At 35.0% G+C, this 15,106-nt stretch carries 14 protein-coding genes; all 14 read left to right on the top strand.

All coding sequences use genetic code 11. The features are described from left to right. Position 1: 1 nt before the first annotated feature. The 14 genes from CD155_RS05725 to CD155_RS05660 all read left to right on the top strand — a co-directional run bounded on the left by CD155_RS05725 (position 2) and on the right by CD155_RS05660 (position 15,021). Complete coding sequence (locus CD155_RS05725) at positions 2 to 961, top strand: heptaprenyl diphosphate synthase component 1 (protein WP_037541455.1); 960 nt, start codon at positions 2 to 4, stop codon at positions 959 to 961. 145 nt (positions 962 to 1,106) lie between these two features. Then, positions 1,107 to 1,556 carry a nucleoside-diphosphate kinase gene (gene ndk, locus CD155_RS05720; protein WP_037541453.1) on the top strand — a complete coding sequence of 150 codons (450 nt, stop codon included), beginning with the start codon at positions 1,107 to 1,109 and terminating at the stop codon, positions 1,554 to 1,556. Positions 1,557 to 1,753: 197 nt separating this feature from the next. Further along, a complete protein-coding gene (gene aroC / locus CD155_RS05715) occupies positions 1,754 to 2,920 on the top strand; it encodes a chorismate synthase (RefSeq protein ID WP_103212776.1) in 1,167 nt (388 codons plus the stop codon). A 27-nt stretch (positions 2,921 to 2,947) separates the two neighbouring features. Then, a complete protein-coding gene (gene aroB, locus CD155_RS05710; RefSeq protein ID WP_103212775.1) occupies positions 2,948 to 4,012 on the top strand; it encodes a 3-dehydroquinate synthase in 1,065 nt (354 codons plus the stop codon). Between the two features lie 9 nt (positions 4,013 to 4,021). After that, entirely contained in the window at positions 4,022 to 5,323 is a 1,302-nt protein-coding gene (gene aroA, locus CD155_RS05705) for a 3-phosphoshikimate 1-carboxyvinyltransferase (RefSeq protein ID WP_103212774.1), read from the top strand. Between the two features lie 3 nt (positions 5,324 to 5,326). Beyond that, on the top strand, positions 5,327 to 6,571 hold the full coding sequence (locus tag CD155_RS05700) for a tetratricopeptide repeat protein (protein WP_070831272.1): 1,245 nt from the start codon (positions 5,327 to 5,329) through the stop codon (positions 6,569 to 6,571). Positions 6,572 to 6,590: 19 nt separating this feature from the next. Continuing rightward, positions 6,591 to 7,154, top strand: a complete 564-nt coding sequence (locus tag CD155_RS05695; protein ID WP_070831275.1) for a YpiB family protein — start codon at positions 6,591 to 6,593, stop codon at positions 7,152 to 7,154. Next, positions 7,151 to 7,750 (top strand): DUF1405 domain-containing protein, encoded by a 600-nt coding sequence (locus tag CD155_RS05690; protein WP_103212773.1) that lies wholly within the window; start codon positions 7,151 to 7,153, stop codon positions 7,748 to 7,750. Before CD155_RS05695 ends, CD155_RS05690 begins: the two co-directional genes overlap by 4 nt. Before the next feature lie 44 nt (positions 7,751 to 7,794). Continuing rightward, positions 7,795 to 8,490 carry a zinc metallopeptidase gene (locus tag CD155_RS05685; protein ID WP_002442948.1) on the top strand — a complete coding sequence of 232 codons (696 nt, stop codon included), beginning with the start codon at positions 7,795 to 7,797 and terminating at the stop codon, positions 8,488 to 8,490. A 165-nt stretch (positions 8,491 to 8,655) separates the two neighbouring features. Continuing rightward, the gene (locus tag CD155_RS05680; protein ID WP_002442946.1) at positions 8,656 to 8,973 is read left to right on the top strand and encodes a nucleotide pyrophosphohydrolase; all 318 of its coding nucleotides are present in this window, start codon (positions 8,656 to 8,658) and stop codon (positions 8,971 to 8,973) included. 27 nt (positions 8,974 to 9,000) lie between these two features. Then, the gene (gene bshA / locus CD155_RS05675) at positions 9,001 to 10,131 is read left to right on the top strand and encodes an N-acetyl-alpha-D-glucosaminyl L-malate synthase BshA (RefSeq protein ID WP_103212772.1); all 1,131 of its coding nucleotides are present in this window, start codon (positions 9,001 to 9,003) and stop codon (positions 10,129 to 10,131) included. 1 nt (position 10,132) lies between these two features. Continuing rightward, positions 10,133 to 11,335 carry a CCA tRNA nucleotidyltransferase gene (locus CD155_RS05670; RefSeq protein ID WP_103212771.1) on the top strand — a complete coding sequence of 401 codons (1,203 nt, stop codon included), beginning with the start codon at positions 10,133 to 10,135 and terminating at the stop codon, positions 11,333 to 11,335. After that, complete coding sequence (locus CD155_RS05665) at positions 11,322 to 12,293, top strand: biotin--[acetyl-CoA-carboxylase] ligase (RefSeq protein ID WP_103212770.1); 972 nt, start codon at positions 11,322 to 11,324, stop codon at positions 12,291 to 12,293. Before CD155_RS05670 ends, CD155_RS05665 begins: the two co-directional genes overlap by 14 nt. Positions 12,294 to 12,318: 25 nt before the next feature. Continuing rightward, positions 12,319 to 15,021: a helicase C-terminal domain-containing protein gene (locus CD155_RS05660; RefSeq protein ID WP_103212769.1), complete on the top strand. Its 2,703-nt coding sequence runs from the start codon at positions 12,319 to 12,321 to the stop codon at positions 15,019 to 15,021. Positions 15,022 to 15,106 lie beyond the last annotated feature (85 nt).

Below are 15,106 nucleotides of genomic sequence, written 5' to 3'. Positions count from 1 at the left end.
CGTGGCAAAGTTAAACATTAATAACGAAATTAAAAAGGTTGAAGACCGTCTACAACATGCGATTAAAAGTTCTGATCAAACTTTAGAGGATGCTGCTTTCCATTTATTATCTTCAGGTGGTAAAAGGGTTAGACCTGTTTTTGTTATTTTAAGCAGTCAATTCGGTGATAGTAAAGACACTTCAGAGAATACGTATCGCGTTGCCGTAGCTTTAGAACTTATTCATATGGCGACTTTAGTTCACGACGATGTTATAGATAAGAGCGACAAGAGACGTGGACGTCCTACGATTTCTAAGAAATGGGATCAAACGACAGCCATTTTGACAGGTAACTTTTTACTTGCTTTAGGTCTTCAACATTTATCTGAAATTAAAGATAGCCGTGTACATAACATCATCTCTAAATCTATCGTTGATGTATGTAAGGGTGAATTGTTCCAATTCCAAGATCAATTTAATAGCGACCAAAATATCACTAATTATTTGCGACGTATCAACCGTAAAACTGCGTTGTTGATTCAACTAGCCACTGAAGTTGGCGCTCTAACTTCTAATGCTTCAGACGAAGTGGTTCGTAAATTAAAAATGATTGGTCATTATATTGGAATGAGTTTCCAAATCATTGATGACGTATTAGATTTCACAAGTTCTGAAAAGAAATTAGGCAAACCTGTAGGGAGTGACCTCATGAATGGTCATATTACTTTGCCTGTACTTTTAGAAATGAGAAAAGATCAAGCGTTCAAACAAAAAGTTGCTGATTTAAACCCTGAAAGCCCACAATCAGCATTTGATGAATGTATCGAAACGATCAGAACATCACAAAGCATTGAAGAGTCAAAAGTTATAAGCGAAAAATATTTAAATAAAGCAATTAAGCTTATTGACGAGTTAGAGGACAACCCAAATAAAGCACTATTTAGAAAATTAATTAAAAAAATGGGCAGTAGAAATAAGTAAGTTCTGTGACAAGAGTTGAAAGCGTTTTACTATCCTGTTACTATGGAAAGGTGGCAGGATAAATTGCTTATCTTGTTAAATAGGATTTATTACCTATACATATTTCGGTAAATGAATGAAACATATTCACAGGGGGAAGCACAAAGTGGAACGTACATTTTTAATGATTAAACCAGATGCAGTACAAAGAAATTTAATTGGAGAAATTGTTTCTAGAATTGAAAACAAAGGGCTAAAACTTGTAGGCGGTAAACTAATGCAAGTTCCTAAAGAATTAGCTGAAAAACACTACAGTGAACATGAAGGAAAACCTTTCTATGAAAAGTTAATTTCATTTATTACTTCAGCTCCTGTATTTGCAATGGTGGTAGAAGGTGAAGACGCTGTTGCAGTATCTCGTCACATTATCGGTAGTACAAATCCTTCTGAAGCAGCACCAGGCACTATTAGAGGTGATCTTGGTTTAACAGTAGGAAGAAATATTATTCACGGTTCTGATTCTGTTGAATCCGCACAACGTGAAATTAAATTATGGTTTAGCAGTAATGAAATTGCTGACTACACTTCACCAAGAGAAGATTGGTTATACGAATAAAAATTTATATAAATGAATTTCATTTTATCCACATAGAACTGATTTAACTTATGTTAAGTCAGTTCTTTTTGTGTTTTCTTTTGGAAAATATAATTGACGATGAGAACTTCCAAGACTTATGTTGTGTGAATGAATATGATAATATATTAAACATATTACAATTTAATGCAATAAAGAATAGAAAGGAGTGTGCGCTCATGAGATACCTCACTTCTGGTGAATCACATGGTCCACAACTTACAGTCATCATTGAAGGTGTACCAGCTAATTTAGAAATTAAAGCTGAAGATATTAATAAGGAAATGTTTAAACGTCAAGGCGGATACGGACGAGGACGACGCATGCAAATCGAAAAAGATGCAGTCGAAATTGTATCTGGTGTAAGAAACGGTTTTACACTTGGTAGTCCAATCACTTTGGTCGTCACTAATGATGATTTTACACATTGGAGAAAAATAATGGGCGCCGCACCAATCAGCGATGAAGAACGAGAAAACATGAAGCGTACAATCACGAAACCAAGACCTGGCCATGCCGATCTTGTTGGGGGAATGAAGTATAATCACCGTGATTTAAGAAATGTTTTAGAACGTTCATCCGCAAGAGAAACTGCAGCACGTGTTGCAGTCGGCGCTGTGTCTAAAATTTTACTAGAACAACTAGATATTCATATGTACAGTCGTGTTGTAGAAATCGGTGGTATTAAAGACGAAGGGCTATATGATACTGAGACGTTCAAAGCAAATATAGACAAAAATGATGTACGTGTGATTAATGAAGACATAGCACAACACATGCGCGACAAAATCGATGAAGCGAAGAAAGAAGGAGACTCCATCGGTGGCGTAGTCCAAGTCATGGCAGAGAATATGCCTGTAGGTGTGGGAAGTTACGTTCATTATGATCGTAAACTAGATGGCCGAATTGCACAGGGTGTCGTCAGTATTAATGCCTTTAAAGGGGTCAGTTTTGGTGAAGGATTTAAAGCAGCTGAAAAACCTGGTAGCGAAATACAAGATGAAATACATTATGATAGCGAGAAAGGTTACTATAGAGGCTCTAATCATCTCGGAGGATTTGAAGGCGGCATGAGTAACGGAATGCCTATTATCGTCAACGGGGTAATGAAACCAATTCCTACACTGTATAAACCTTTAAATTCTGTTGACATTAATACGAAAGAAGATTTCAAAGCGACAATAGAACGATCTGATAGCTGCGCTGTCCCTGCTGCAAGTGTAGTTTGTGAACATGTGGTTGCTTTCGAATTAGCGAAAGCTTTACTGGAAGAATTCCAATCTAATCATATCGACCAATTAAAAGCTCAAATTGAAGAACGTCGCCAATTGAACATTGAATTTTAACCCCACCATGCTAATAGAGGTGATAAGATGAAACTTGAAACAACTTATGAAAATAACAACTATCCAATTATAATAGAACATCATGCCATTAAATATCTGGACACATATATTAAAGATTATGACAAAGTATTCTTTATTATTGATGACAATGTGTATCATCAATTTTCCGAAAAAATCAATAGCCTGATTTCTAAACATCACGCAGAACACATCATCATACCTGCTGGTGAACAATCTAAAACATTTGCACAATATCAACAAACGATTGAATCATTATTAAGCAAACAGCTCACACGTAACACATGTATCATCGCATTAGGCGGCGGTGCAACAGGGGATTTCGCCGGATTTATTGCAGCTACATTATTGAGAGGTGTTGGATTTATCCAAGTTCCGACGACAATATTAGCGCACGATTCAAGTGTCGGAGGTAAGGTGGGCATTAACTCGCAGCACGGTAAAAATCTGATAGGCGCATTTTATCGTCCAAATGCCGTCATCTATGATTTAGATTTTCTAGAAACTTTGCCTTATAGCGAAATATTGAGTGGATATGCAGAAGTTTATAAGCACGCCTTACTGAATGGTAAGGAAGCAACCGCTCACATCGAGCACAACTTCAATACCCACGACGATTTATCATCTTTGAAGAACTTAGACGACTACCTATTCAAAGGCATTCAAACGAAATTAAACATTGTCGTTGAAGATGAAAAAGAAAAAGGTACAAGAAAATTCCTTAATTTAGGGCATACTTTTGGTCACGCAGTTGAATATGAACATAAAATACCACACGGTCATGCTGTAATGATTGGTATTTTATATCAATTTATCGTTGCAAATGAGTTATTGGGTACAAACTATGATGTTCAACACTTTATCAATTACATGCAACGTTTGGATTATCCTTTAGACATCATATCTCAACTTAATTTTGATGACACATATCGCTTCATGTTACTAGATAAAAAGAACAATAAAGAAGGTATCCAAATGGTTTTACTTCAAGATTGGGGTAAACCCACTGTTGTTCATGTTGATAAGGCAACACATATTAAAGCATTTCATGTATTACAATCATATATAAGGTAGGTGAACAACATGTCCACAAGCGAAATCATTGATATTCACGGCCCACTGAAAGGTGTAATTGAAGTTCCCGGCGATAAATCTATGACACATCGCGCGATAATGCTCGCCTCTCTAGCCACTGGACAAACAGCAATTTTTAAACCTTTGTTAGGCGAAGATTGTCGCAGAACCATGGAAATCTTTAAATTATTAGGCGTTTCTATCACTGAAAATGAGGACACAATCGTTATCGATTCACCTGGTTATCAACATTTTCATACGCCACATCAAGTGTTATATACTGGTAATTCTGGTACAACTACACGTTTACTCGCTGGGTTACTCAGCGGATTGGGTATCGAGAGCGTACTTTCAGGTGATGTTTCAATTGGTAAACGTCCAATGGATAGGGTGCTTAAACCACTATTAAAAATGAATGCACGTATATCAGGAGTAGAGGATAATTACACACCTTTAATTATTAAGCCATCAACCATTAAAGGTATCGATTACCAAATGGAGGTTGCGAGTGCTCAAGTAAAAAGTGCGATTCTATTTGCGAGTATCTTTTCAAAAGAAGCAACGACAGTAACTGAAATTGATATAAGTAGAAATCATACTGAAACAATGTTCGAGCATTTCAATATACCAATCAAAGTCAATGGCAAAACAATACAAACATCTCCAAACGCCATCCAACATATTAAAGCAAAGGATTTCCACGTCCCTGGAGATATCTCATCAGCGGCATTCTTTATTGTTGCAGCACTCATTACTCCAGGTAGCGACATCACAATTCATAATGTTGGCATTAACCCTACACGTTCAGGTATCATAGACATCGTTGAACAAATGGGAGGAAACATTGAACTCAGTCATGTCACTGAAGAAGCTGAACCCACAGCATCGATTCGCGTGAAATATACACCGAATTTAAAGCCATTGACGATTGAAGGCGATATCGTTCCAAGAGCGATCGACGAACTACCTGTAATTGCGTTATTGTGTACACAAGCTTCAGGTACATGTATCATCAAAGATGCAGAAGAATTAAAGGTCAAAGAAACGAATCGTATCGATACGACTGCAGATATGCTAGGTATGTTAGGATTTCGTTTGCAACCTACAAATGATGGTTTGATTATACATCCATCTGAATTTAAAGCGAGTGCAACAGTTGATAGTCAAACAGATCACCGTATTGGCATGATGTTAGCAGTTGCTTCACTTTTAAGTTCCGAGCCTTTAACCATTGAGCAATTTGATGTTGTCAATGTCTCATTCCCAGGTTTCTTACCAAAATTAAAGCTTTTAGAAAATGAGGGAAAATAAACCATGGAAGATATCTATAAATTAATAGACGATATCAATCTACAAAAATTAGACAATTTAGACTCTCGTGTGAATGAAGCATTAAGTTCTAACAACGACGATGCATTATTCATTCTTGGTGAAACCCTCTACAATTTCGGGTTAACACCTCAAGGTTTAGAAGTTTTTAGAACGTTGTATCATAAATATCCAGACGAAAGTGAGTTACTCATTTACTTTATCGAAGGACTCATGTCTGAGAATCAAACAGATGAAGCATTAGAATATTTAGCCGAAGTAGAAACTTCTACAGAGAAATTAATGCTCGAAGCTGATTTATACCAACAAATCAATATGTTAGAAGTCGCGATTGATAAACTTCAAGATGCATTAGAACTTGAACCAAACGATCCGATTATTCATTTTGCTTTAGCGGAATTACTTTATTACGATGGCCAATATTTACGAGCTACAACAGAATATGAAACTGTTTTAGAAACTGGTGAATATCAAGTCAATGGTGTAAATTTATTTTCAAGAATGGCTGATTGCAGTTTACAAAGTGGTAACTATACGGATGCCATTGGTTTATTCGATGAAATCAGTGAAGAGGAAATGGTTTCAGAAGATTATTTCAAGAAAGCTATTGCATATGAGAAGAATGACCTCACCCAAGAAGCAATTAAAATTATGAAGACTTTACTTTCTAAAGATCCAGACTTTATACAAGGGTACTTCTATCTTCAATCTCTCTACGAAAATGAAAAGAATTACCCTGATGCGATCGAAACTGGTAAAGAAGGGCTTCGACTTAGCCAATTCTATAAAGAACTGATGGTTTCTACAGGGAGCTTGGAAATTGAACATGGCGATGCCAATGAAGGTGTCGAATTATTAAAACAAGCATTAGAAGTTGACAATGCGTACCATGAACCGTTATTAATCTTAAGTGATTTATATCGCAGCGAAGAAGATTACGAAGCGATTATTGAACTTCTCACTTTCGTGGATGAAGAAGATTTAGACCCAGTATTTATGTGGCATTTAGCGTATGCATATGGTCAAGAAGAAAGAGACAAAGAAGCGCAACATTTCTTTGAACTCGCATATCCGACATTACAGACACAATCAGAATTCTTAGGTGACTATTACTTCTACTTATTAGAAATCGGTCACAAAGACGAAGCGAAAGCGATTTTAAATCAATTATTAGACATTGATCCTAGTAATGAAACTTGGCATGATGAAGCTATGAGAATGCAATCGTAAGTAGAGTGGGTGAATATAAATGAATGAATCGCTCATACGAATGAAACAAAGCTTTCTAGAATACCTGTTGTTTCATTATCGATTCAAATCGAGAATTACCGTTTGGGTGTTAAACTATTTGAAAGCCAATCATGATAAACTCAATTTGGTACATTTTGTAAATGACAAAATTAAACAGCATCATACATTAGAAATTGCAGAAGTGAACACACACGCTTCTGCAATTCAATTTACGACAGAAGATGAAACGTATATTAATACAAATGAAATCTTTGATTATATCGCAAACCATACTATTCGTTTAGATATTCAGATTCATTTTGCAAAAAATCACCAAGAACCACGTCTGGATGATTTAATATTAGCGCAACTCATGCATTCGCCTAGTTATTCTTCTTATGTGCAAGATTTATACGCCATTTCTATGAATCAAAGAAAGCAAACGTCACTAATTGAGAATATTCAAGATAATATCGATTTAAGTTTACAAATGAATGAACCTGAGCGGTTTTATCAGCTCACACAAATACTAAATGCCTTAAAAGCAAGACATGTGGATTCAACTTATGAGGAAGAGCGATGAATACGTACAAGTGGATATGGGAGACTAGCCTTTACCAAAGATGGATACTTATCATACTGCTCATATGTAATATATTAGGAACCATCTATGGATATGATTGGTATAGCGGACAACTATTTATCACTCCAAACTATTTCAAACCATTTGTACCAGATAGTCCTACAGCTTCACTATTTTTGTGTATATCCATACTCTTCATGCTTTTTAATAGAAATATAGCTATGATTGATGCTTTAGCATTTGTGACACTGTTTAAGTATGGTGTATGGGCTGTGATTATGAATATTTTAATGATTGCAGAACAAGGCGAAGCTACAATCAATGGTGTGATGCTGATACTTTCACATGGCATAATGGCGTGCGAGGCAATCTATTTTTATCCGAGATTTAAAGTGACTATTTTGGGTTTTATTGTTAGTTTTATATGGGTGTGCATCAACGATGTCATAGACTATGGTTACGGACAGTTCCCGTACTATGATTTTATTGCTTCACATACAGCACAAATCGGGGTATTATCAGTATGTCTCAGTTTCATTGCTTTAATTTTATATTTATTTTTAAAGCGATTTTTGAAAGTTAAAATATTTGATTAAACATTAATTTGACAGTAAAATAATACTAAAGGAGAGTGAGTTTATTGTCTTTAATATCTATGATTATATATTTCGTAATATTAATGGTCATCCCAATGTGGGCTCAACACAAAGTTAAATCTAATTATGAAAAGTACTCACAAGTGAGATCCACAAGTGGTAAAACTGGACGAGAAGTTGCTGAGGAAATTCTACATGCGAATGGCATTTACGATGTCGATGTAGTTAAAGGTGACGGATTCTTAACAGACCACTATGACCCTAGTAAAAAAGTTGTTTGTTTATCTCCTGCAAACTACGATAGACCTTCAGTTGCTGGTACAGCAATTGCAGCCCACGAAGTTGGACACGCAATTCAACATCAACAAGGTTATGCACCATTAAGATTTAGAAGTGCATTGGTACCTCTAGCAAATATCGGTAGTTCATTAAGCTACATTGTTATTATGTTAGGTATCGTGTTAACTGCATTCGGTAGTGTATTTGGTTCAACTGCACTTTGGATTGGTGCTGGGCTAATGTCACTTGCAGTATTATTCTCAATCGTGACATTACCTGTAGAGTTTAACGCAAGTTCTCGAGCTATGAAGCAAATTACTGCGTTAAATATCGTAAATGAGAAAGAATACAAACATGCTAAGAAAGTGCTTTCTGCCGCTGCAATGACTTATGTAGCTTCTACAGCAGTAGCATTAGCTGAACTTGCACGTATTATTTTACTTGCAAGATCAAGCGACTAATTAAATACGAACATTTCAACCTGGTTGAGTTTACATTCCGATGTAACACTTGCCAGGTTTTTTTATTTTTCAAAATAACAAATGATTCTAAATTGCACTTGAAATGCATCAGCCACTAAATTGTAATATACTATATGAGAAACGCATTAAAGGGGATTGTCATTTATGAAATCGATGGAGCAAATGCAAAGGGAAGTCGACGAATATATTAGTCAATTTAAAGCTGGTTATTTCTCACCACTCGCAAATCTTGCAAGAATGACAGAAGAAGTTGGAGAATTAGCGAGAGAAATTAATCATTATTACGGTGAAAAGAAAAAGAAAGATTCCGAAGCTGACAATTCAATTAAAGCAGAATTAGGTGATAACTTATTTGTATTATTATGTATCGCCAATTCACTAGGTATAGACATGACCGAAAGCTTTAATGAAACAATGGATAAATTTAATACACGTGATAAGAATCGTTTCGAAAGAAAATAAGTTAAGTTAAAGAAAGGATGGGCGCAAATGAAAATTGGTATTACTTGTTACCCGTCCATGGGAGGCTCTGGAATTATTGCTACAGAGCTAGGCATCAAATTGGCAGAACGCGGTCACGACATTCATTTTATTACTTCAAATATTCCTTTTAGAATTCGCAAGCCATTGCCAAATATTACTTTCCACCAGGTTGAAGTAAATCAGTACGCTGTTTTCCAATATCCACCTTATGATATTACTTTAAGTACGAAAATATCAGATGTTATCCAAGAGTATGATTTAGACATCTTACATATGCATTATGCTGTACCACATGCAGTTTGTGGTATTTTAGCGAAACAAATGTCAGGAAAAGATGTCAAGATAATGACGACACTTCATGGTACCGACATAACTGTTCTCGGTTACGATCATTCCTTGAAGAATGCCATTAAATTCGGTATTGAAGAAAGTGATATTGTAACAAGTGTAAGTCGTTCACTCGCACGACAAACCTATGAAATTATAGATACAGATAAAGAAATTGTACCGATATATAATTTCGTTCGTGAAAATGAATTTCCAACATGTCACAACGAAGAATTAAAAGAAAGTTATGGTATCGCACCTGAAGAAAAGGTCTTAATCCATGTTTCAAATTTCCGAAAGGTCAAACGTATCGATACCATTATTGAAACGTTTGCGAAAGTACGTGAACGTATACCAAGTAAATTAATTTTACTGGGTGATGGTCCAGAATTATTAGATATGCGTCAAAAAGCGCGCGATCTTGATGTAGAAGAACATGTGTTATTCTTAGGCAAACAAAATGATGTCAGCGCATTCTATCAATTATCTGATCTTGTGCTACTTTTAAGTGAAAAGGAAAGCTTTGGCCTTACATTATTAGAAGCAATGAAAACAGGTGTATTACCGATTGGTACAAATGCAGGCGGCATTAAAGAAGTGATTAAACATGAAGAAACTGGTTACATCGTGGATATTGGTGATAGTGAACAAGCAGCACAATATGCAATACGATTATTAGAAGATGAGGCACTCTATACAGAAATGCAATCACGTATGCTTGATGATATACGTGACCGCTTCGCTTCAGAATTGATTACTGATCAGTACGAGCACTATTATCAAAAAATGTTAGAACAAGGTGAAAACTGAGATGAGATACGAGTTATTTGAACGTGCTAAACCTATCTTAAATCAAATACAACAACACGGCTTTGATGCTTACTATGTTGGTGGGTCTGTGCGCGATTATTTAATGGGACGTGAAATTCATGACATAGATATCACGACCAGTGCTACGCCAGATGAGATTGAAGATATATTTGATAAGACGATACCTATCGGGAAAGAACATGGCACAATTAATGTCGTTTATAACGATGAAAATTATGAAGTAACCACGTTCCGTGCCGAAGAAGACTATGTCGATCATCGAAGACCAAGTGAAGTACATTTCGTACGTGATTTATATCAAGATGTTCAACGTCGCGACTTCACTATTAATGCCATCGCCATGGATGCGAATTACAAGACATATGATTACTTTAATGGGGAAGGCGATATCAAAGCAAAACAGATTCGTACTGTAGGGGTAGCCCGAGAACGCTTTGAAGAAGATGCACTTCGTATTATTCGAGGTCTTCGCTTTCAATCTCAGCTTAATTTTCAAATAGTTAATGAAACGTTTGAAGCAATGGCCACTCAAATCTCAGATATTCAATATTTATCAATCGAGCGAATTGTTGTTGAATTAAAAAAATTAATCAACGGAATCAATGTTTCTGAAAGTTTTAAAAATATGAAAGAGATTCAGGCATTTAATTATATTCCGTTTTTCAAGGCGTTCAATATGAATAAAGTGTTCATAAACGAACCGCTGTCCTTTGAAATCTGGATTGCATTGATGTTAGCACAACAACCAATTGAAGACTCACTCAAAGCACTTAAAATTAGTAATCAAGAAAAATCTAATATCCAAAATTTTGTCAATCTCATCAAAATCTTGCCAAAGGTAAAATCTAAACAAGATTTAATTACAGTCGTCTATGATTACAATCTGAGTGACATAGAATGCGTATTAACAGCAAATGACACATTAAAGGAAAACGGTTTAGAAATTGCCAATCCTTTAATAATCAATGCGACATCAATCAAGGAAACCGATGCACAATTACCAATCCACACTCGAAAGGAAATGGACGTCAATGGGGGAGATATCATCAAACACCTCCAAGTCAAATCAGGACCTTGGTTAAAAGATGTATTGAGACAAATAGAACTTGCGATTATTACACAACAAATGAATAACACTAAATTAGAAATACTGGAATGGGTGGATGCGAATGTCAAAGTATAGCCAAGATGTTGTAAGAATGTTATATGAGAATCAACCAAATCATATTTCCGGACAATATATCGCCGATCAGCTTCATATATCTAGAGCTGGCGTTAAGAAGATTATCGATCAATTAAAAAATGACGGTTGCGATATTCAATCTGTGAATCACAAAGGACACCAACTGAATGCCTTACCTGATCAATGGTACAGCGGTATTGTTCAACCAATTATTGAAGAATTAGATACCTTCGATCAAATTGAAGTGTATAGCACAGTAGATTCTACACAATTAAAAGCGAAACAAGCACTCGTTGGGAACAAAAATTCATTTTTAATCTTAAGTGATGAACAAACAGAAGGGCGAGGTCGCTTTAATCGCAATTGGAGTTCTTCAAAAGGAAAAGGATTGTGGATGTCCCTAGTATTACGACCTAATGTTCCATTTGCACTCATACCTAAATTCAATCTCTTTATTGCATTAGGCATTCGAGATGCGATTCAACAATTCTCTAATGATCGTGTGGCAATTAAATGGCCAAATGATATTTACATAGGCAATAAGAAAATTTGTGGTTTCTTAACTGAAATGGTTGCTAATTATGATGCTATAGAGGCCATTATTTGTGGTATAGGTATTAATATGAATCATGTTGAGGACGACTTTAATGAAGAGATTCGTCATAGAGCCACAAGTATGAGAATGCATGCTGACGATAAAATAAATCGGTATGATTTTCTTAAAACGTTACTTTATGAGATTAATAAACGTTACAATCAATTCCTAAATCAACCATTTGAGACGATTCGAGAAGAATACATTGCTGCGACAAATATGTGGAACCGTCAATTGCGCTTCACAGAAAATGACCATCAATTTATAGGTGAAGCCTTTGATATAGACCAAGACGGATTTTTACTTGTGAAAGATGATAAAGGTAACTTACATAGGTTAATGAGTGCAGATATAGATTTATAAATGATAAAGACAAGGAGAGAGCGCTATGGGAATAGCAACATATGCAGTTGTAGATTTAGAAACGACTGGTAATCAGTTAGATTATGATGAAATCATTCAAATCGGGATTACTTTCGTACGTAATCATCAAATTATTGATACGTATCATTCAATGATTCGCACTGATCTGGAAATCCCACCATTTATCCAAGCCTTAACATCGATTGAAGAGGAAATGCTTGCGCAAGCACCATATTTCAATGAAGTGGCTGAGGATATATACAACCAAATTAAAGATTGCATTTTCGTTGCTCATAACATTTCGTTCGATCTTAATTTTATTAAAAATGCGTTCGACAATTGCAACATTCAATTCAGACCTAAAAAGGTCATGGACACGCTTGAATTGTTTAAAATTGCATTCCCGACAGATAAAAGTTACCAATTGAGCGAACTCGCACAATCTCACAATATTCCATTAACCAATGCACATCGAGCTGATGAAGATGCAACGACGACAGCTAAACTGATGATTAAAGCATTTGAAAAATTTGAAAATTTGCCTTTAGATACGCAAAAGCAACTTTACTATCTAAGTAAAGATCTGAAGTATGATTTATACAATATTTTGTTTGAAATGGTTAGAAACAATCAATCCAAACCACTAGATGAGAAATTTGGGCAATTTGAACAAATTATCTATCGTAAACAAGTTGACTTGAAAGGGCCAGTCACACGTTTCGACGGTTCACTTAAGACGCTTTACACTAAAGCCATAAAGGCACTCGGTATGACATACAGACCTCAACAACTTTACTTATCTGAGATTATTCTTGATCAACTGATGCATAGTGATAAAGCAATGATTGAAGCACCACTAGGTAGCGGTAAATCACTGGCATATCTTCTTGCAGCACTCATGTACAATATAGAGACAGGCAGACATGTCATGATATCTACCAATACCAAGTTGCTACAAAGCCAATTACTTGAAAAGGATATCCCTGCACTTAATGACGCACTTAACTTTAAAATTAATGCATCACTAATCAAAAGTAAAAATGATTACATTTCATTAGGCCTAATTAGTCAAATACTTAAAGACGAAACAAGTAATTACGAAGTAAGTATTTTAAAAATGCAATTATTGATTTGGATCACAGAAACAGCGACAGGCGATATTCAAGAATTAAACTTAAAAGGCGGACAAAAAATGTACTTTGATCAGAAGATTGAAACGTATGTTCCAGTTCGCCATGACATTCATTATTATAACTTTATTAAGCGCAATGCTCAGAATATACAAATAGGTATTACAAACCATGCACATTTAATACATTCAGACGCTGAAAATTCTATTTATCAACTTTTTGATGATTGTATTATTGATGAAGCTCATCGCTTACCTGATTATGCACTTAACCAAGTTACAAACGAGTTGAATTATTCAGATATTAAATATCAATTAGGTTTAATTGGTAAAAATGAAAATGAAAAACTTCTTAAAGCTGTTGATAAACTTGAACAACAACGTATATTAGAGAAACTTGATATCGCACCAATTGACGTCTTCGGATTAAAGACAAATATCACTGAAATTCATGATTTAAACGAACAATTATTCAATACGATCTATGAAATCATTCAGTCTTCTGAAGTCTACGATGACGATGTTCATAAATACCATTATGTCTATCAATTTGAAACTGACAATATTTTAAAAGATTTACATGCGATTATTGATAAACTGAATAAGACGCTTGAAATTTTTAATGGTATTAGTCATAAAACAATCAAATCTATTCGTAAGCAATTGTTATATCTCAATGACCGATTTAAACAAATTGAACAAAGTTTAAAAGATAATCATACAAGTTATATTTCAATTAAAAACTTGTCTCAAAAGTCTACCATTCGCTTATTAGTCAAAGACTATGAAGTTAAAGATATTTTAACAAAGCAAGTGCTTGATAAATTTAATTCACTTACATTTATCTCAGGTACGTTAACATTTAATCATTCATTTGATGCCTTCAAAAATTGGTTTAATGATCATACAGAATTTAACACTTACGAAGTTTCAACTTCGATGACAGCAGCGAAAAATACCAACGTATTTATTCCTACTGATGTTGCATCATACAATTATAAGAACATCGAAGACTATGTTGCTTCAATTGTGGATTATCTAGTGGAATATGTATCCATCACCAATTCAAAATGTCTTGTCTTATTTACAAGTTATAAAATGATGCATATGGTACAAGACATGTTAAATGAATTACCTCCATTTGAAGACTACGTAGTACTAACTCAACAACAAAATCAAAATTATAAAATTGTTCAGCAATTTAACAACTTTGATAAAGCGATATTGCTAGGTACTTCAACATTTTTCGAAGGCTTTGATTTTCAAGCAAATGGTATCAAATGTGTCATGATTGCGAAATTACCATTTATGAATAAACATAATACGAAATATTGGCTTATGGACACTGAATTCACGTCGACATTCAAAGAATATGTGCTTCCAGATGCTGTGACACGCTTTAGACAAGGCTTAGGACGTCTGATTCGCCATGAAGATGACAAAGGACTTATTGTGTCATTTGATGATCGACTCGTGAATAGTAATTTCAAAAATTTCTTTGCCCAAACCTTGGAAAATTATCGTCAGAAAAAAGGGAATATCAAACAATTTAATAAATTAGTCGGACAAATCCAAAAGTCCATGAAAAAGAAAAAATAAATTTGAATTTCTATTGAGGCATACATTTTCAGCAAAAGATTCAAAAAGTCAACATGTAGAAGTTAAACGGAGATTTTGTTAAAAT

It is taken from the genome of Staphylococcus caprae (assembly GCF_002902725.1).
Lineage (GTDB): Bacteria > Bacillota > Bacilli > Staphylococcales > Staphylococcaceae > Staphylococcus > Staphylococcus caprae.
This window is presented reverse-complemented; position numbering and strand designations above follow the sequence as displayed.

What these genes read in the sequence shown, in the direction of transcription:
- CD155_RS05695 (WP_070831275.1), top strand. Translation starts at nt 6,591, where the DNA reads ATGAATGAATCGCTCATACGAATGAAACAAAGCTTTCTAGAATACCTG.
- aroC (WP_103212776.1), top strand. Translation starts at nt 1,754, where the DNA reads ATGAGATACCTCACTTCTGGTGAATCACATGGTCCACAACTTACAGTC.
- CD155_RS05700 (WP_070831272.1), top strand. Translation starts at nt 5,327, where the DNA reads ATGGAAGATATCTATAAATTAATAGACGATATCAATCTACAAAAATTA.
- CD155_RS05680 (WP_002442946.1), top strand. Translation starts at nt 8,656, where the DNA reads ATGAAATCGATGGAGCAAATGCAAAGGGAAGTCGACGAATATATTAGT.
- aroA (WP_103212774.1), top strand. Translation starts at nt 4,022, where the DNA reads ATGTCCACAAGCGAAATCATTGATATTCACGGCCCACTGAAAGGTGTA.
- aroB (WP_103212775.1), top strand. Translation starts at nt 2,948, where the DNA reads ATGAAACTTGAAACAACTTATGAAAATAACAACTATCCAATTATAATA.
- CD155_RS05690 (WP_103212773.1), top strand. Translation starts at nt 7,151, where the DNA reads ATGAATACGTACAAGTGGATATGGGAGACTAGCCTTTACCAAAGATGG.
- CD155_RS05670 (WP_103212771.1), top strand. Translation starts at nt 10,133, where the DNA reads ATGAGATACGAGTTATTTGAACGTGCTAAACCTATCTTAAATCAAATA.
- CD155_RS05660 (WP_103212769.1), top strand. Translation starts at nt 12,319, where the DNA reads ATGGGAATAGCAACATATGCAGTTGTAGATTTAGAAACGACTGGTAAT.
- bshA (WP_103212772.1), top strand. Translation starts at nt 9,001, where the DNA reads ATGAAAATTGGTATTACTTGTTACCCGTCCATGGGAGGCTCTGGAATT.
- CD155_RS05665 (WP_103212770.1), top strand. Translation starts at nt 11,322, where the DNA reads ATGTCAAAGTATAGCCAAGATGTTGTAAGAATGTTATATGAGAATCAA.